This is a genomic window from Bradyrhizobium sp. MI1.3, assembly GCF_055811695.1.
Genome location: NZ_JBVVPQ010000108.1, coordinates 1 through 17,740 on the forward strand (window position 1 = coordinate 1; position 17,740 = coordinate 17,740).

At 64.9% G+C, this 17,740-nt stretch carries 17 protein-coding genes and 1 pseudogene; 13 read left to right on the top strand and 5 right to left on the bottom strand.

What is annotated here, in order from left to right; all coding sequences use genetic code 11:
- Nucleotides 1-86: 86 nt before the first annotated feature.
- The 4 genes from AC0L3A_RS37525 to AC0L3A_RS37540 all read right to left on the bottom strand — a co-directional run bounded on the left by AC0L3A_RS37525 (nt 87) and on the right by AC0L3A_RS37540 (nt 3,312).
- Entirely contained in the window at nt 87-869 is a 783-nt protein-coding gene (locus AC0L3A_RS37525) for a molybdopterin-dependent oxidoreductase (RefSeq protein ID WP_007598788.1), read from the bottom strand.
- Nucleotides 870-884: 15 nt separating this feature from the next.
- Entirely contained in the window at nt 885-1,514 is a 630-nt protein-coding gene (locus AC0L3A_RS37530) for a cytochrome b/b6 domain-containing protein (protein WP_007598786.1), read from the bottom strand.
- 182 nt (nt 1,515-1,696) lie between these two features.
- The gene (locus tag AC0L3A_RS37535; RefSeq protein ID WP_007598785.1) at nt 1,697-2,251 is read right to left on the bottom strand and encodes a fasciclin domain-containing protein; all 555 of its coding nucleotides are present in this window, start codon (nt 2,249-2,251) and stop codon (nt 1,697-1,699) included.
- Between the two features lie 299 nt (nt 2,252-2,550).
- The gene (locus AC0L3A_RS37540; RefSeq protein ID WP_007598784.1) at nt 2,551-3,312 is read right to left on the bottom strand and encodes an SDR family oxidoreductase; all 762 of its coding nucleotides are present in this window, start codon (nt 3,310-3,312) and stop codon (nt 2,551-2,553) included.
- Between the two features lie 113 nt (nt 3,313-3,425).
- On the opposite strand from AC0L3A_RS37540, the gene AC0L3A_RS37545 reads away from it, so the two are divergent.
- A complete protein-coding gene (locus AC0L3A_RS37545) occupies nt 3,426-4,955 on the top strand; it encodes a malonate--CoA ligase (RefSeq protein WP_007598782.1) in 1,530 nt (509 codons plus the stop codon).
- Nucleotides 4,956-5,080: 125 nt separating this feature from the next.
- Here the strand turns inward: AC0L3A_RS37545 and AC0L3A_RS37550 are convergent, their stop codons facing one another.
- Nucleotides 5,081-5,941 (bottom strand): sulfite exporter TauE/SafE family protein, encoded by an 861-nt coding sequence (locus tag AC0L3A_RS37550; RefSeq protein ID WP_035993891.1) that lies wholly within the window; start codon nt 5,939-5,941, stop codon nt 5,081-5,083.
- A 518-nt stretch (nt 5,942-6,459) separates the two neighbouring features.
- On the opposite strand from AC0L3A_RS37550, the gene sdhC reads away from it, so the two are divergent.
- The 12 genes and pseudogenes from sdhC to AC0L3A_RS37610 form a co-directional block, all read left to right on the top strand.
- Complete coding sequence (gene sdhC / locus AC0L3A_RS37555; RefSeq protein WP_007598778.1) at nt 6,460-6,858, top strand: succinate dehydrogenase, cytochrome b556 subunit; 399 nt, start codon at nt 6,460-6,462, stop codon at nt 6,856-6,858.
- Nucleotides 6,855-7,271 (top strand): succinate dehydrogenase, hydrophobic membrane anchor protein, encoded by a 417-nt coding sequence (sdhD, locus tag AC0L3A_RS37560; RefSeq protein ID WP_007598776.1) that lies wholly within the window; start codon nt 6,855-6,857, stop codon nt 7,269-7,271. The genes sdhC and sdhD overlap by 4 nt, the downstream gene beginning before the upstream one ends.
- A 3-nt stretch (nt 7,272-7,274) precedes the next feature.
- A complete protein-coding gene (sdhA, locus tag AC0L3A_RS37565) occupies nt 7,275-9,110 on the top strand; it encodes a succinate dehydrogenase flavoprotein subunit (protein WP_007598775.1) in 1,836 nt (611 codons plus the stop codon).
- A gap of 42 nt (nt 9,111-9,152) precedes the next feature.
- Nucleotides 9,153-9,935: a succinate dehydrogenase iron-sulfur subunit gene (locus tag AC0L3A_RS37570; RefSeq protein WP_007598774.1), complete on the top strand. Its 783-nt coding sequence runs from the start codon at nt 9,153-9,155 to the stop codon at nt 9,933-9,935.
- A 189-nt stretch (nt 9,936-10,124) separates the two neighbouring features.
- The gene (locus AC0L3A_RS37575; RefSeq protein ID WP_007598773.1) at nt 10,125-12,314 is read left to right on the top strand and encodes a hybrid sensor histidine kinase/response regulator; all 2,190 of its coding nucleotides are present in this window, start codon (nt 10,125-10,127) and stop codon (nt 12,312-12,314) included.
- Between the two features lie 53 nt (nt 12,315-12,367).
- Nucleotides 12,368-14,323, top strand: a complete 1,956-nt coding sequence (locus AC0L3A_RS37580) for an ABC transporter ATP-binding protein/permease (RefSeq protein ID WP_007598772.1) — start codon at nt 12,368-12,370, stop codon at nt 14,321-14,323.
- A 167-nt stretch (nt 14,324-14,490) separates the two neighbouring features.
- Nucleotides 14,491-15,315, top strand: coding sequence for an FkbM family methyltransferase (locus AC0L3A_RS37585; protein ID WP_007598771.1), 825 nt, complete (start codon nt 14,491-14,493; stop codon nt 15,313-15,315).
- A 21-nt stretch (nt 15,316-15,336) separates the two neighbouring features.
- Nucleotides 15,337-15,723, top strand: coding sequence for a VOC family protein (locus tag AC0L3A_RS37590; RefSeq protein WP_007598770.1), 387 nt, complete (start codon nt 15,337-15,339; stop codon nt 15,721-15,723).
- Between the two features lie 73 nt (nt 15,724-15,796).
- Nucleotides 15,797-16,294 carry a pyridoxamine 5'-phosphate oxidase family protein gene (locus AC0L3A_RS37595; protein ID WP_473256284.1) on the top strand — a complete coding sequence of 166 codons (498 nt, stop codon included), beginning with the start codon at nt 15,797-15,799 and terminating at the stop codon, nt 16,292-16,294.
- Nucleotides 16,294-16,536 (top strand): hypothetical protein, encoded by a 243-nt coding sequence (locus tag AC0L3A_RS37600; protein ID WP_007598768.1) that lies wholly within the window; start codon nt 16,294-16,296, stop codon nt 16,534-16,536. The genes AC0L3A_RS37595 and AC0L3A_RS37600 overlap by 1 nt, the downstream gene beginning before the upstream one ends.
- 704 nt (nt 16,537-17,240) lie before the next feature.
- Nucleotides 17,241-17,489, top strand: a complete 249-nt coding sequence (locus tag AC0L3A_RS37605) for a hypothetical protein (protein ID WP_473256285.1) — start codon at nt 17,241-17,243, stop codon at nt 17,487-17,489.
- A 58-nt stretch (nt 17,490-17,547) separates the two neighbouring features.
- Nucleotides 17,548-17,740 (top strand): annotated as a pseudogene (locus AC0L3A_RS37610) (hypothetical protein); the annotation flags it as partial.

Sequence of the window (17,740 nt, forward strand, 5' to 3'; positions counted from 1 at the left end):
TCGGCGTAACCCACCTCTTTGGCTTCCGCGACGACAGAAGTGGTGGGTTACGCCTTCGGCTAACCCACCCTACGGCAGCGGCGCGCCTAGCTCCCACTAAACGAATTATATCCCTGGTCTTCCCAATAGCCGCCCTTGTAGTCGTTGGTGACTTCCATCGACACCACGTATTTCGGGTTCTTGAAGCCAAGCTTGGTCGGCACGCGGATCTTCATTGGAAACCCATACGCGCGCGGCAGGATTTCGCCTGCGTATTTGAACGTCATCTGGGTCTGCGGATGCAGCGCGGTGCGCATGTCGAGCGGGGAATTGTAGCCGTCCTTGTCGGCGCACTGGAACCAGACGTATTTGGCGCGCGTGTCGGCGCCGATCAGCTTGAGGAAGTCGCGCATCGGCGTGCCGGTCCAGCTGCCGATCGCGCTCCAGCCCTCGACGCAGATGTGACGGGTGATCTGCGTGACCTGCGGCAGCTTGTACAATTCCGGAAGCGTCCAGGATTTCTTGTTGTCCACGAGGCCGCGGACCTCGAGCTTCCAGTCGTCGCCATTGACCTCGGGCGCGTCGTCGAGATCGTAATAGGCGTTGAACGGGAAAGGTTTTGTGATCGCGCTCTCCGCAAACGTCGGCGCCAGCGCGTCGGGATTGAAGATGAAGGCCTGCACGGCATCGTTGAATTTCGAAACCGACTTCAGCATCTCCTCAGCGGAGGACGAGTCGATCACGTCGCAGCCGGTGAGCAGCGTCAACGCGCCGAGGCTGGCGCCGCCCGCGATGAAGCGGCGGCGGCTGACCTCTGGCATCGTCTTGATGGAGTCCTTGATCAGCAGCCGCTTGTCGACGCCGGGGATCAGGAATGAGCGCTTGGCCATGACTCTCTCTCCGCTCTAGCGACCGATGATCATCGCACGCAGGCTCTTCGGCACCAGCAGCGCGAGTAAAACGTGAATGACGAGGAACGCGCAGATCGCGGCCATGCAGAAGAAATGGATGTAGCGCGCGGTCGGATAGTCGCCGAACAGGGACACCAGCCAGTGCAGCTGCACCGGCTTCCACATTCCCAGCCCCGACAGCACGATGATCACGCCGACCAGGATGATACCGGCATAGAGCGTCCGCTGCACGTAATTGTAGACGGTGAGGTCGGCATGGCCGAGCTTGAAGGTCAGGGCAGCCCTGACATCGTGGAGCACGCCGGACGGCGTGATCGGCAGCAGTTTCTTGCGGAAACGGCCGGTGGCGAAGCCCGTGACGAGATAGGCAAGGCCGTTGATCATCAAGAGCCACATCGCCGCAAAGTGCCAGAGCAATCCGCCGCCGAGCCAGCCGCCGAGCGTGTAGTCGCGCGGAAAGCTGAAACCGAACAGCGGCGAGGCGTTGTAGATCTGCCAACCCGACAGGATCATCAGGATCATGGCGAGGGCGTTGATCCAGTGCATGACCCGGACCCAGGCCGGCTGGATCACTTTGGCCGGGGTGGCGCTGACCTGCTCGTCGGTGACAGTGAGGCTCGACATGATGGTTCCGTCCTGAACATCGTCTGACAGCAATTATACGCCGATGCGTCCGCTTTCGTTACGCCCTGCCCGGCATCGAATCGATACCAGCGGGCTATCATGGTCACAATAAAGCGAGCCGGGGACCCCCGGCTCGCCATTTCGTCGCATCCGGTTCGGAGATGAAGCCAGACCGCGCGGTGTCAGGTCGCCGGCATCAGCACGGTATCGACCACATGGATCACGCCGTTGGACTGGTTGACGTTGGAGATCGTCACCATCGAGGTGCCGCCTTTGGCGTCGACGATCCAGACCTTGCCGTCCATCTTCTTCACCGTCAGCTCCTCGCCTTCGGCGGTCTTCATCTTCTTGCCGTCGGTGAGGTCGGACGCCTCGAGCTTGCCGGGCACAACATGGTAGGTGAGGATCTTGGTCAGCGTCGCCTTGTTCTCGGGCTTGACCAGAGTGTCGACGGTACCGGCCGGCAGCTTGCCGAAGGCGGCGTTGGTCGGCGCGAACACCGTGAACGGGCCCTTGCCTTCCAGCGTCGGCACCAGGCCGGCCGCCTTCACCGCCGCCACCAGCGTGGTGTGGTCCTTCGAGTTGACGGCGTTCTGGACGATGTTCTTGGACGGAAACATCGCGGCGCCGCCGACCATGACGGTCTTTTCCTCGGCGCGGGCGGGCGCGACGACGGTCGCGGTGATGGCCAGCGCGCTGAGAGCTGCGGCGGTGAGATAGGCAATGCGCTTCGACATGGAGAGTCTCCCGATTGGATGAGGACCGGCGATTGCCGGCGTTCGAGTGGGCAACAACGGCGGCTGCGACCTGTGAGCGTGAAGCAGCAGCGACGTCGTTGGCTCGAATTACGGGAGGGTTTGCGAAACGGTTTCGAACAAAACTTCTTTGTGATGCGTGAAACTAAGTGCGGGTGTGTTCGTGGGGGGCGTCATTGCGAGGAGCGAAGCGACGAAGCAATCCAGGCTGCCACCGCGGATGCACCGCTGGATTGCTTCGCTTCGCTCGCAATGACGAGCCTCGACGATCTACCTGCCGCTCAATCCCTGTTGTGCGGCGTCTGAATGAATCCGCGATTATGCGTCGGGCTGATCAGCAGTTCATTGATGCACACTCGCGCCGGCATGCTCGCGATGAAGGCGATGGTGCGGCCGAGATCTTCCGATTGCAGCATCCTGGCCTGCTCCTCCTCGCTCGGCACCACCGGGCGCAGCTTCAGGATCGGCGTCGCCACCTCGCCCGGCATCAGGCAACAGGCGCGCAAGCCGTTGACGCATTCGTCCATGTTGAAGGAATGGGTCAGCGCCAGCACCGCATGCTTGGTCGTGGTGTAGGCCGGGCCCGGCATTTTCGAGACGTGGCGGCCGGCCCAGGACGAGACGTTGATGATGGAGCCGTCCTGTTGCTTGCGCATCGTCGGTAGCACCGCGCGCATGCAATAGAGCACGCCGTTGAGATTGACCTGGACCAGCTTATCCCAGCCCTCCAGTTCCATGTCCTTCCAGCTGCGCTTGGGGACATTGATGCCGGCATTGTTGACCAGCAGGTCGATGCGGCCGTGCTTCGCGACGATTTGATCGGCAGCCTTCTGGGCGGCGGCGGCGACCGACACGTCCAGCGCGATGGCCTCGGCGGCGCCGCCCGCCCCGGTGATCTTCGCGACTACGGTATCCAGGGCGTCCTTGCGCCGGCCCGAGACCACCACCGTCCAGCCGTCAGCCGCCAGCGCCTCGGCGCCGGCCTCCCCGATCCCACTGCCCCCGCCTGTCACCCAGGCCACGCGTTTCCCGTTTTTGGTCATGCAAACTGTCTCCGTTGCTTCATCGGGGCGGTTTTTGCTAATCCAGCCCTCGGTTTTGACCGGCCTTGTCTGACGAGCCTTGTGGTCAAGCCTTGCGGTCGAGGAAATCTTGCATGAACCAAGCAGCCAACGCCAATCTGTTTTCCCGCCTGTTCGATGGCCTCGACGATCCGAAGCGCCTCGCGATCGAGACGCACGACGGAGGACGCATCAGCTATGGCGATCTGATCGCCCGGGCCGGGCAAATGGCCAATGTGCTGGTCGCGCGCGGCGTGAAGCCCGGCGACCGCGTTGCGGTTCAGGTCGAGAAATCCGTGGCCAACATCGTGCTGTATCTGGCCACGGTGCGGGCCGGCGCGGTCTACCTGCCGCTCAACACCGCCTATACGCTGAATGAGCTCGATTACTTCATCGGCGATGCCGAGCCCTCGCTGGTGGTCTGCGATCCCGCCAAGGCGGAGGGCCTCGCCCCCATCGCCGCCAAGGTGAAGGCGAAAGTCGAGACACTCGGGGCTGACGGCAAGGGCTCGCTGACGGACGCCGCCGACAAGGCGAGCAGCGAATTCGCCACGGTCCCGCGCTCAAACGACGATCTCGCCGCGATCCTCTACACGTCCGGCACCACCGGCCGCTCCAAGGGCGCGATGTTGACCCACGACAATCTGGCGTCGAACTCGCTCTCGCTGGTCAGCTTCTGGCGCTTCACCGACAAGGACGTGCTGATCCACGCGCTGCCGATCTACCACACCCACGGCCTGTTCGTGGCGACCAACGTGACGCTGTTCGCGCGCGCGTCGATGATCTTCCTGCCGAAGCTCGACCCTGATCTGATCATCAAGCTGATGGCGCGCGCCACGGTGCTGATGGGCGTGCCGACGTTCTATACCCGGCTGCTCCAGAACGCCGTGCTATCGCGCGAAACCACACAACACATGCGGCTGTTCATCTCGGGCTCGGCGCCGCTGCTCGCCGAAACCCATCGCGAATGGTCGGCGCGCACGGGCCATGCGGTGCTCGAGCGCTACGGCATGACCGAGACCAACATGAACACCTCGAACCCCTATGACGGCGAGCGCGTGCCCGGCGCAGTCGGCTTTCCGCTCCCCGGCGTCTCCGTACGCGTCACAGATCCTGAGACGGGCAAGGAGCTGCCGCGCGACGAGATCGGCATGATCGAGGTCAAGGGCCCGAACGTGTTCAAGGGCTATTGGCGCATGCCGGAGAAGACCAAGGCGGAATTCCGCGACGACGGCTTCTTCATCACCGGCGACCTCGGCAAGATCGACGCCAAGGGTTACGTCCACATTCTCGGCCGCGGCAAGGATCTCGTCATCTCCGGCGGGTTCAATGTCTATCCGAAGGAAATCGAGAGCGAGATCGACGCCATGCCCGGCGTGATCGAATCTGCCGTGATCGGCGTGCCCCACGCCGATTTCGGCGAGGGCGTCACGGCGGTGCTGGTCTGCAACAAGGGCGCCGATGTGACAGAGGCTGCGGTGCTGAAGGCGCTCGACGGCCGGCTGGCGAAGTTCAAGATGCCCAAACGGGTCTTCGTGGTCGACGAGCTGCCGCGCAACACCATGGGCAAGGTGCAGAAAAACGTGCTGCGGGATATTTACAAGGATCTTTACGCGAAGAAATAGGGGCTGTTGTTCGCTGCACTCTCGTCGTCATTGCGAGGAGCCCTTGCGACGAAGCAATCCAGACTACCGCTGCGGAAAGATTCTGGATTGCTTCGCTACGCTCGCAATGACGGATTTTGCGGCGGCTACTGCCCGCCTATCAAGCTCATCACAAACCGGCTGCCGACAATAAACAGATAGCACCCGAACGCGACCTCCAGCGTCCGCTTCGACATCGCATGCGCCGCCTTCACACCGAGCGGTGCTGTTACAAGGCTCATCGGCATCACCAGCACGGCGCCGATCAGGGAGACGTAGCCAAGCGCGAACGGGATTTGCAGGGCTGCAACGGCCGGGTAGCTGGCCGCCGCAGGCCAGCCAGCATAGATGTAGCCGAGCGCGCCGGGGATCGAGATCAGCACTGCGAGCGCCGACGAGGTCGCCACCGCCTGATGGATCGGGCGGCCGTAGAACGTCATCAGCAGGTTCGAGAACAATCCGCCGCCGATGCCCATCAAGGTCGACAAAATGCCGACGCAGAAGCCGTAGATTCGCATCAAGATGCCTTTCGGCAGATCATCGCCGAGTTTCCAGCTCTCGCGCGCGAAGATCAGCCGTACCGCGGCCGACCAGGCGACGGCGACGAACACGATCTTGAACAGCCGCTCCGGCGCGTAGCGCGCGACCACGCTGCCGGCGATGACGCCGATCAGGATCGGCAGCCACCAGACCCGAAGGATCGCAAGATCGACGGCGCCGCGCTTGTAATGCGCCTGGAACGAACGAATCGAGGTCGGAATGATGACGGCGAGCGAAGTGCCGATGCAGAGCGGCATGCGCACCTCCAGCGGCACACCGGCGATGCGGAAGCACTCGTAGAACACCGGCACCAGAATCGCGCCGCCGCCGATGCCGAACACGCCGGCCAAAAATCCGGAGAGCGCGCCGGTTGCGATCAGCAGCAGCGTGAGCTCGAGGATCTCCTTGATATCAAGTCCTGCAATCACCCCTGACCTGCCCCGGCGATGGCTCGCAACTTCTCCGATGCATCGCTCGGACAGCTGCCCGCAATGCTCTAGGCGATCTGATTTGTCGGGTCGACCGCCGCATCGGCGGTCTGGGGTGGGATGCAGGTTGCGCATATCCGCCCGTCTCGCGAAAAATCGGTGCGCTTTGCGGAAATTGAAAATTGCTCGCCGATCATCCCTGCCGGTCCGAACGTCATGAATGACTGGTTCGAACCCTGGTTGGCCTGCGGCGGCTTAGAGCCGTTCCAATAGTAATTTCAATGCGCCGCAGCTCTCCGACAAGGAATGAATTTTTGTTCTGTCTTTAGCCGGTGCGCCATGGCCCTGGTATACCAAGCGCCCGATTGGCCTTGTTACATCAAGGGCCTAGAGCTGAACCCAGGTTCGATTTATGGCGATTTGGTGATTGCGCAGGTGAAATCGACTCCGTAAATAGAGCCGACCTTTCGCGATCCCCGCGCGCCCCATGCTGGGCCGCAATAAAGCAATCGAAGCCCATGACCGCACGGATCGAACGACCGCTTTCGCCACACATGCAAGTCTACCGCTGGACGCTGACGATGGCACTTTCCATCGTCCATCGCGCCACCGGGATTGCCCTCTACGCCGGAACGCTGCTGCTGGCCTGGTGGCTGATTGCGACGGCCTCCGGCCCGGCCGCCTATAGCCACGTCCAGGCCTTCACCGGCAGCATCATCGGCCGGCTGATCGTGTTCGGATTCACCTGGGCGCTGATGCACCACATGCTCAGCGGCATCCGGCATTTCGTCTGGGACCTGGGCTACGGCTTCAAGGCCAATGAGCGCGAAGCGTTGACCTGGGGCGCGTTGATCGGCGGCATCGTGCTCACGGTCCTGGTCTGGATCATCGCCTACGCGATCGGAGGCGGCCGATGAGTTTCGACGAATCCCACGGCGCTCCGAAGGGCTCCTCCATGCGCACCCCGCTCGGCCGCGTGCGCAATCTCGGCGCGGCGCATTCGGGCACGTCCGATTTCTGGCGCCAGCGCATCACCGGCGTCGCCATGACGCTGCTGATGATCCCGGTGATCGTGATCGTGATGATGCTGCTCGGCCGCAACCAGGCCGGCGCCGCACAGATCCTCGGCTCGCTGCCGATCGCGGTGATCCTGCTGCTCTTCATCTTCGCCAGCGCCTGGCACATGAAGATCGGCATGCAGGTCGTGATCGAGGACTACATCCATAACGAGAAGCTGAAGCTCATCTCGATCATGCTCAACAACTTCTTCTCGTTCGCCGTGGCGCTCGCCTCGACCTACGCGATCCTGAAACTTTCCTCCGGAGTCTAACCCATGGCCACAGAGACCAATGGCAAGGGCAACGGCGCTCCCGCCACCAACGGCAAAGCCTATCCGATCGAAGACCACACCTATGATGTGGTCGTGGTCGGCGCCGGCGGCGCGGGCTTGCGCGCCGTGGTCGGCTGCAGCGAAGCCGGCCTCCGCACCGCCTGCATCACCAAAGTGTTTCCGACCCGCTCGCACACCGTCGCGGCGCAGGGCGGCATCTCGGCGTCCCTCGGCAACATGCACAAGGACGACTGGCGCTGGCACATGTACGACACCGTGAAGGGGTCGGACTGGCTGGGCGACCAGGACGCGATCGAATACATGGTGCGCAACGCGCCCGAGGCGGTCTACGAGCTCGAGCATTGGGGCGTGCCGTTCTCGCGCACCGAAGACGGCAAGATCTACCAGCGCCCGTTCGGCGGCATGACGCTGGACTACGGCAAGGGCCAGGCGCAGCGCACCTGCGCCGCCGCCGACCGCACCGGCCACGCCATGCTGCACACGATGTACGGCCAGTCGCTGCGCCACGCGGCCGAGTTTTTCATCGAGTTCTTTGCCATCGACCTGATCATGGACGACCAGGGCACCTGCCGCGGCGTCATCGCGCTCAAGCTCGACGACGGCACGCTGCACCGCTTCCGCGCCCAGTCCGTGATTCTGGCGACCGGCGGCTATGGCCGCGCCTATGCATCCTGCACCTCGGCGCACACCTGCACCGGCGATGGCGGCGGCATGGTGCTGCGCGCCGGCCTGCCGATGCAGGACATGGAGTTCGTGCAGTTCCACCCGACCGGCATCTACGGCTCGGGCTGTCTCGTCACCGAAGGCGCGCGTGGCGAAGGCGGCTATCTCGTCAACTCCGAGGGCGAGCGCTTCATGGAGCGCTATGCGCCCTCCGCCAAGGATCTGGCCTCGCGTGACGTCGTCTCGCGCGCAATGACCATCGAGATCCGGGAGGGGCGCGGCGTCGGCAAGAAGAAGGACCACATCTTCCTTCATCTCGATCATCTCGATCCCGCGGTGCTGGCCGAACGCCTGCCGGGCATCTCGGAATCCGCAAAGATCTTCGCCAATGTCGACGTGACGCGCGAACCGATCCCGATCGTGCCGACCGTGCACTACAACATGGGCGGTATCCCGACGAACTATCACGGCGAAGTGCTGACCAAGAAGGACGGCGACGACAACGCCATCATCCCCGGCCTGATGGCGATCGGCGAAGCCGCCTGCGTCTCCGTGCACGGCGCCAACCGCCTCGGCTCCAACTCGCTGATCGACCTTGTCGTGTTCGGCCGCGCCGCGGCGCTGCGCCTCGCCGAGAAGCTCACGCCGAACGCCAGCCAGCCGGAGCTGCCGGCGAATTCGTCCGACCTGGCGCTCGGCCGGCTCGATCATTATCGCTATGCCTCCGGCGGCACGCCGACCGCGAAGCTGCGCGAAGGCATGCAGCACGTGATGCAGAACAATTGCGCGGTGTTCCGCACCGGCGACATCCTGAGCGAAGGCCAGAACCTGATCGAGAAGGTCCATAGCGGCATCACCGACATCGCCGTGTCCGACCGCTCGCTGGTGTGGAATTCCGACCTGATCGAGACGCTCGAATTCGACAATCTGATCGCGCAGGCGGTGGTGACGATGAACTCGGCCGCCAACCGCACCGAGAGCCGCGGCGCGCATGCCCGCGAGGACTTCTCCGAGCGCGACGACAAGAACTGGATGAAGCACACGCTGGCCTGGCTGGAAGATTCCGGCAAGGTCAAGATCGAGTACCGCCCGGTTCACGACTACACCATGACCAACGACGTCCAGTACATCCCGCCCAAGGCTCGCGTTTACTAAACGGCGCGCATGTACTGAGCGAACAGCGAAAGCTTTATCGAAATGGTTGAATTCGCACTTCCGAAGAACTCCAAGATCAGCGGCGGCAAGACGTGGCCGAAGCCCGCGGGCGCGACCGAGGTCCGTGAATTCCGCGTCTATCGCTGGAATCCGGACGACGGCAAGAATCCGAGCGTCGACACCTATTACGTCGACACCCATGATTGCGGGCCGATGGTGCTGGACGGTCTGATCTGGATCAAGAACAACATCGACCCGTCGCTGACCTTCCGCCGCTCGTGCCGCGAAGGCGTCTGCGGCTCCTGCGCGATGAACATCGACGGCCAGAACACGCTGGCCTGCACCCGCTCGATGCACGACGTGAAGGACGGCGCGGTGAAGATCAATCCGCTTCCGCACCAGCCTGTCGTGAAGGACCTCATCCCCGACCTCACGAATTTCTATGCGCAGTACGCTTCGGTCGAGCCGTGGCTGAAGACGACCTCGCCGACGCCGCAGAAGGAATGGAAGCAGAGCCACGAGGACCGCGAGAAGCTCGACGGCCTCTACGAGTGCATCCTCTGCGCCTGCTGCTCGACCTCGTGCCCGAGCTATTGGTGGAACAGCGAGCGCTATCTCGGTCCCGCCGCGCTGCTCCAGGCCAACCGCTGGGTGTCGGATTCGCGGGATGAAGCGACCGGCGAGCGGCTCGACAATCTCGAGGACCCGTTCCGCCTCTATCGCTGCCACACCATCATGAACTGCGCCAAGGCCTGCCCGAAGGGCCTCAACCCGGCGGAGGCCATCGCGGAGCTCAAGCTCAAGATGGTCGAGCGCCAGATCTAGGCGTCATTCATGCTGCGATCCCCGGCCGGAACGGCCGGGGCATTCTACGGCGGGCGCGTCTTCCAGTAGATTTCGCCTCCGCCCCTGCGCGGGCAAGCCGACGAGTTGCAACCTCTGGTTCCAGCTACAAGCCGCTTCCTTCCCGGCGCGAAATTCAAGTAAGCTCTCCGGCGTGGGACCGGAGCGACCGTGCAGGGCGCACAACGCAATTCGCTGAGATTGCTGCAGTGGATGATGGCTGCGTCCCTGGCGCTGCCGATTGCACTGTTCGCGATCGCCGCCTCGATCTCCTACACCTCGACAAAAGATATTGCCGACCGCGAAATCGAGCGCACCCTCGATGTCGCGCACGAGCATGCGCTCAAGGTGTTCGAGACCATCGACCGCAGCCTCGCCGAGATCAACGAGGTGGTGCGCGACATGCCCGACGAAATCATCCGCTCGCGCGAACCGGCCCTGCACCGCCGCCTGAAGCAACTGACCGATTCGCTGCCGCAGCTCAAATCGGCATGGATCTTCGATGCGGACGGAAAGTCGCTGGTCAACAGCCTGGCATCGCCGCCGCCGGCGCAGAGCTTTGCGGACCGTGATTACTTTGCCGCCCATGTCGACCAGAGCATCGGCAGCTACATCGGCGTTCCCCTGACGCCGCGCCAGCCCTATCAGGGCGCGCGCTTCTTCGGGGTCAGCCGCCGCCGCAGCTCCGACGACGGCAGCTTCATCGGCGTGATCCAGGCCTCCGTCCTGCCGGAATATTTCGAGAGCTTTTATGCCAGGATCGGCTCCGATCCCGGCAGCTTCCTCGCCATGGCACGCACCGACGGTGTGGTGCTGGCGCATCTTCCGCGGCTGGACCGCGACCTCAGGCTCGATCCTAACGGGCCGGTTGGCCGCAGCATCGCAGCTCACCCCGAGCATGGCCTCATCACCATCGCCTGGCCATCGGACGAGGTCGAGCGGCGCATCGGCTACCGACGCATCGCCGAATACCCGATCTATGTCAGCGCGGGGCTGGAGACCTCGGCAATCCGCGCGCGCTGGTTCGCCACCATGGGCCAGCATCTGGTGTTCGGTATTCCCGCCACCGCGCTGCTGTTTCTGCTGCTGGCGTTCGCGTTCCGGCGCACCCAGCATCTTCAGGCCGAGGCCGCCGCGCGGCGCGAAGCCGAGGAGGCGCTCAAGCACAGCCAGCGCCTGGAGGCGCTCGGCCAGCTCACCGGCGGCGTCGCGCACGACTTCAACAACCTCCTGACCGTGATTCGCGCCTCTGTCGACCTGCTGAACCGGCCGCAGCTGAGCGAGGAGCGGCGCCAGCGCTACATCACCGCCATCGCGGACGCGGTCGGGCGCGCGGCCAAGCTGACCTCGCAGCTGCTCGCCTTTGCGCGGCGCCAGACCTTGAAGCCGGAAGTGTTCGACGTCGGCGCGCGGCTGCAGTCGCTGCACGACATGCTCGCGACGCTGCTCGGACCCGCGATCGAAATTGCGATGCGGCTGCCGGCCGAGCCCTGTCTCGTCAATGCCGATGCGAGCCAGTTCGAGACGGCGTTGATCAACATGGCGACCAATGCGCGCGATGCCATGCACGGCAAGGGCAGGATCGTTTTCGAGGTCGAGGCCGCGGCGACGATTGCGGACACGCGGGCTCCCGTCTCAGCCAACCCTGAGCTTTCAGGCAACCCTGAGCTTTCCGGCAAACATGAGCTTGCTGACAAACATGGCTTCGTCGGCATTGCCGTCAGCGACACCGGCATCGGCATTCCGGCTGCGAGGCTCGAGCGCATCTTCGAGCCGTTCTTCACCACCAAGCAGGTCGGCCACGGCACCGGTCTCGGCCTGTCGCAGGTGTTCGGCTTCGCCCGGCAGTCCGGCGGCGAGGTGACAGTCACCAGCGAAGTGGGCCACGGCAGCACCTTCTCGCTCTATCTGCCGCGCGTGGCGCCGCACCTGCTGCCGCAGCGGCAGGCACCGAACACGGCCCCGGCTGTGGCCGGTAGCGGCATGTCGGTGCTGCTGGTCGAGGACAATATCGAGCTCGCCAATTTCGCGGCCGACGGCCTCACCGAGCTCGGCTACAGCATCACGCTGATCGACAATGCAACTGATGCGCTCGCCGAGCTGGTCATGGAGCCCGATCGCTTCGATGTCGTTTTCTCCGACATCGTGATGCCCGGCATGACCGGGCTCGATCTCGCGCAGGCAGTCCGCGAGCGCGGCATCGGCGTGCCGGTCGTGCTGACCACCGGCTACAGCGAGGCGCTGTCCCAGGACGGCAAGGTCGATTTCGAGCTCGTGCAGAAGCCCTATGCGATCGATCAGCTATCGCGCGTGCTGCACCGGCTCGCGCGACGCCGGGTGCGCGACGGCGCCGCCGAATGATCCGACACTCGGAACCGAGTGGAACCTTTTGATTTAGCTTGCGTTATCCGGCCATGCAAAAGCCGGCCAGAAAGCGCGAATCGGGCAAGAAGCCGCCCATCGTCGAAATCGTCGGCGAGACCGGCGAGGAAGAGGCTCCGCCGCCGCCCGAGCTGGTCGAGCCCGACCCGGAGCAATCGCCCGAAGAGGCCGAGCAGGCCCGCAAGGACTACCTCCTCACCCGCTTCTGGATCAGCGCGCGCGGCTTCTGGGGCCGCAACGGCGACCGGCTGGCGTGGCCGTTTTCGATCGGCCTCGGCGTGCTGATCGTCCTGACGGTCGGCTTCCAATACGGCATCAACGTCTGGAATCGGGCGATCTTCGACGCGATCGAAAAACGCGAGGCGTCCACCGTCTTCCATCTCACCGCGGTGTTCTTCCCGCTCGCGATCGGCAGCATCGTGCTCGGCGTGGCGCAAGTGTTCGCACGCATGGGCATCCAGCGGCGCTGGCGGGCGTGGCTGACGGCCAGCGTGCTGACGCGCTGGCTCGGCAACGGCCGCTATTACCAGCTCAATCTCGTCAGCGGCGACCACAAGAATCCGGAATACCGGATCGCGGAGGATCTGCGCGTCGCGACCGATTCGCCGGTGGATTTCCTCGCCGGCGTGACGTCCGCGCTGCTGTCGGCCGCGACCTTCATCGTCGTGCTCTGGACCATCGGCGGCGCGCTCACCGTCACGCTCGCGGGATGGTCGGTGACCATTCCCGGCTTCCTGGTGATCGCCGCGATGCTTTATGCGGGAATCGCATCGGGCTCGATCCTGGTGATCGGCCGCCAATTCGTGCAGGTCTCCGAGGACAAGAACCAGGCCGAGGCCGATTTCCGCTACACGCTGACGCGCGTGCGCGAGAATGGCGAGAGCATCGCGCTGCTCGGCGGCGAGGAGGAAGAGCGCGACGGCATCGACCGCAACTTCACGAATGTACTGCGGCAATGGGCGCGACTGGCGGGCCAGCACATGCGCACCACGCTGGTGTCGCAGGGATCGAGTCTTGTTGCTCCCGTGGTCCCTCTCCTGCTCTGCGCGCCAAAATTCCTCGACGGCAGCATGACGTTGGGGCAGGTGATGCAGGCGGCTTCCGCCTTCACCATCGTGCAGAGCGCGTTCGGCTGGCTGGTCGACAATTATCCGCGGCTCGCCGACTGGAATGCCTGCGCTCGCCGCATCGCCTCGCTGATGATGTCGCTCGACGGCCTCGAGCGCGCCGAGCAGGGCGACGGAATCGGTCGCATCAAGCGTGGGGAGACCAGCAACGACGCCATGCTGGAGCTGAACGACCTCTCCGTCACGCTTGATGACGGTACCGCCGTGGTCGGCGAGACCGAGGTGGTGATCGAGGCTGGCGAGCGGCTCCTGGTGGCCGGCGAATCCGGCACCGGCAAGAGCACGCTGGTACGCGCCATCGCCGGGCTCTGGCCATGGGGTGGCGGCAGCGTCAATTTCCATCCCGACCGGCGGCTGTTCATGCTGCCGCAGCGACCCTACGTGCCATCAGGCTCCTTGCGCCGCGCGGTCGCCTATCCCGGCGCGGAAGATGACTGGACCGTCGAGGAGATCGGCGAGGCCTTGCACAAGGTCGGTCTCGACCATCTCAAGGACAAGATCGAGGAAGAAGCACCGTGGGACCAGACGCTGTCTGGCGGCGAGAAGCAGCGTCTCGCTTTTGCGCGGCTGTTGCTGCACAGCCCTGATATCGTCGTGCTCGACGAGGCCACCTCGGCGCTCGACGAGAAGAGCCAGGACAAGATGATGAAGATGGTCACCGACGAGCTGCCGAAGGCCACCATCGTCAGCGTCGCGCATCGTGTCGAGCTGGAGGCCTTTCACAGCCGCAAGATCGTGCTGGAGCGCCGCAAGGGCGGTGCAAAACTCGTCAGCGATATCGACCTGATCCCGCGCAAGGGCAAGCGCAAGCTGCTCGGGCGATTCCTGGGCCAGCGCAAGGCGCCGAAAAAGGCGGCGTGAGGCTAGCAGCTGTAGCCCGGATGGAGCGCAGCGCAATCCGGGACAGTCCATCGAGAGGCGAAACCCGGATTGCGCTGCGCTCCATCCGGGCTACCGACCCCTCGTGAACGATTGGAGTCCCCGGCAAAACCGGCTATGCATGCGCCGCTTGCAACGAGGACTTTGACTTGGCGACCGACAATGCCCCTTCGTCCGCGCCGTTCGGCGCGTTTGCGCCGAATGCGGCGCAGGCCGCGATCATTCGCCTCGCGACACAGTCGCGGCTGAAGCGCGGAGCGTTCCGGCCGTGGCTTTCGCGATTGGTGAACCTGCTGCGCAGTGGTCCCGTCGACGTGCAATACCAGGGCGCATCGTTCCGCTTCTATCACCAGGGCAGCGCGACCGAGCGCGGCGCGCTGTTCAATCCCGATTACAATCTCGACGAGCTCGACTTCCTGCGCCAGCACACCCCGGACGGCGGCGTGTTCGTCGATGTCGGTGCCAATGTCGGCACCTTTGCGCTGGTGATGGCGCGACAGGTCGGGCCATCAGGCAAAGTGGTCGCCATCGAGCCGCATCCGATGACGTTTGGACGGCTCTCGTTCAACCAGGCCGCATCGAAAGCGACGCAGGTGCGCCTGGTGCAGGCGGCCGCCGGCGACAGCGACGGCGAGCTGATGATCGAGAGCGGCGGCGGCAATCTCGGCGCCACGCATGTCGTCACCGGCACGGCCAGCGCGGAGGCGATCAAAGTACCCTCGCTGCGGTTGACGCGCATTCTCGACGAGGCCGGCATCACCAAGGTGGACGCATTGAAGATTGACGTCGAGGGCTTCGAGGATCGCGTGCTGATCGGCTTCTTCCGCGACGCGCCGCAATCGCTATGGCCGCGCGCGGTGGTGATCGAGCATTTGTCACAAAAGGAATGGCGGGACGATTGTATCGCTGACATGGTCGCGCGCGGCTTTGTGGTTGCGCGCAAGACGCGGAGCAATACGTTCCTGTCGCGCTGACGACGAACGACGGAGGTTGCGATGATCGACCATATGGGCTTCCCGGTCTCCGACTATGAGCGCGCCAAGGCGTTCTACGCCAAGGCATTGGCGCCGCTCGGCTACAGCCTGATCATGGAGGTCACGCAGGAGCAGACCGGACACGATCCGGCCGCCGGCTTCGGCGCCGACGGCAAGCCGGATTTCTGGATCGGCGGCGAGGGCGCGCTGAACAAGCCGGTGCATGTCGCGATTCTGGCGAAAGACCGCGCCACGGTGGATGCGTTCTACAAGGCGGCGATCGCGGCGGGCGGGCGCGACAACGGGCCGCCCGGGATCCGGGCGCATTATCATCCAACCTATTACGGCGCCTTCGTGCTCGATCCCGACGGACACAACATCGAGGCGGTTTGCCACGCGCCGGAATAGATAAAGTTCCTTCTTGCGGCCGGAACCTCGTTCCGCGCCCGCCGTTGTCGTCCCTTGCAAGAAGGAGCACGACATGGCCAACGACAATGCTCGCGACGTCGATCGCGATTTGGATCGCGTGTGGGATCTGATGAAGTCGATCGGATTCGCGATGCTGGTGACGCGCGATGGCGACAAGCTCCGCGCGCGGCCGATGAGCGCCTATCTCGATCGCAACGCGGACACGATCTATTTCCTCACCGACGCGCGGCGTCACAAGGACGATGAGATCGCGCGCAATCCGTCCATCAACCTGTCGTTCGCGGATGCGGGCAGCCAAAAATACGTGTCGCTGACGGGCACTGCCGTGGTCTCCAATGACCGTGCGAAGATCAAGGAGCTGTTCGCGACGCCGGCCAAGGCGTGGTGGGACTCTGCGGAAAATCCCAACATTCGCGTGCTCAAGGTCACGCCTGACGATGCCGAGTTCTGGGATTCGCCCGGCACGGTGATCTCCTATGTGAAGATGGCGGCCGCGGCGGTGACGAACACGCGGCCCGATCTCGGCGACAACCGCAAGGTCTCGATGTAATGCCGATCGAGCCGCCCGAGATTCCGCCGTCGACGCCGGGCACGCCCACCGAGCCGCCGCCGGGGATTCCGCCGGGCAATCCGCAGCCTGAAATCGCGCCGCCGGTGCGCGAGCCCGGCGCGCCGACGCCACCCGACGAACTGCCGGGCCGCATGCCTGAAGAGATTCCATCGCGCGGGCCGAACGGGCCGCTCACGCCGAATCCTGCGACGGATGCAAGTCCGCCGCGGGATCGCGCATGAGGCGAGGTATCACATCGGAGGCAATTGCAACCTGCGTCTGAATGCGCAATGAACGTCACTATAGTGAGGTGATTTGCGTGCAGAAATAAATCGCGCCGCGTCGGCTTCGTCCGCCACAATCCGGCCTAACGCGTAGCTGTTCATCCCAACACTTCGTCAAAGAACCTTCCGGGGAAGTTCACCATCATGACTAATCTTCGTTTCGTGCTGCTTGCCACCACGGCTCTGACCGCGATGCAGTTCGCAAGCTCCGCATCACATGCGCAAGGCGCGCCGCCGCTCGTGATCGCGCAGGCGCAGCCACAAGAGACCGGCCCTGACGGAAAACCGAAGGAGCCGCCGAAGGGAGCGCCCGCGCGCCCGGCTACACCGCCGCCTGCGGCGCCCGCGCGTCCGACCGCACCGCCGCCCGCAGCTGCACCGCCCCATCCGCCCGCGCCGCCTCCGCCGGCGGCCGGGGCGGGGCAGCTGTCTGCGGCTGGGTCGGCGGAGCTCCGGCAGCGGGCGCGCCAGCAGCGGGTGCACCACCCTGGCGTCCCGGGGGCGATGTCACGGCGCCACCGGGGGCCGGCGTCGTTGTCGGGGCAGGGGTTGCGCCGGGCGCGGGCGTTGCGCCCGGTGCCGGCGTTGCGCTCGGCGCGGGACCCGGACGGCCGGACGGCGTCGGGGTGGCCCCTGGCGCCGGTGTCGTCGTTGGAGCGGGCGTGGCGCCTGGAGCCGGTGTTGGTGATCCCGCCGCCGAGGGCGCACGTCCGCCGGGGGTCGGCGCACCGGGACGGCCAGTCGGCGGCGTACTGCCCGGAGCCGGCGTCGCGGTCGGCGCAGGAGTCGCGGTCGGTGAAGGTGTACTTGTCGGTGCAGGTGTGGCGGCCGGAGCGGGCGCGCCCGGTCGCACCGTCGGCCCGGGCGCAGGCGACGGTGTCCCCGTGGGCGCCGGCGCGGGATGGCCTTGAGGAGTTGCTGCCGGTGGCGGCGGTGGTGTCGGGTGAGCCGCAGGCGGCGGAGGCGTGGGTGCGTGCTGCTGCGGAGCCGCGGCGGGCGGCGGCGCTGGAGGCGTGGGAGACGGGCGTGCCGCGGGCGGTGCAGGAGGCGGCGCATGCTGTTGCGGAGCCGCAGCCGGGGGCGGCGCAGGCGGCCGCCGGCGACAGCGACGGCGAGCTGATGATCGAGAGCGGCGGCGGCAATCTCGGCGCCACGCATGTCG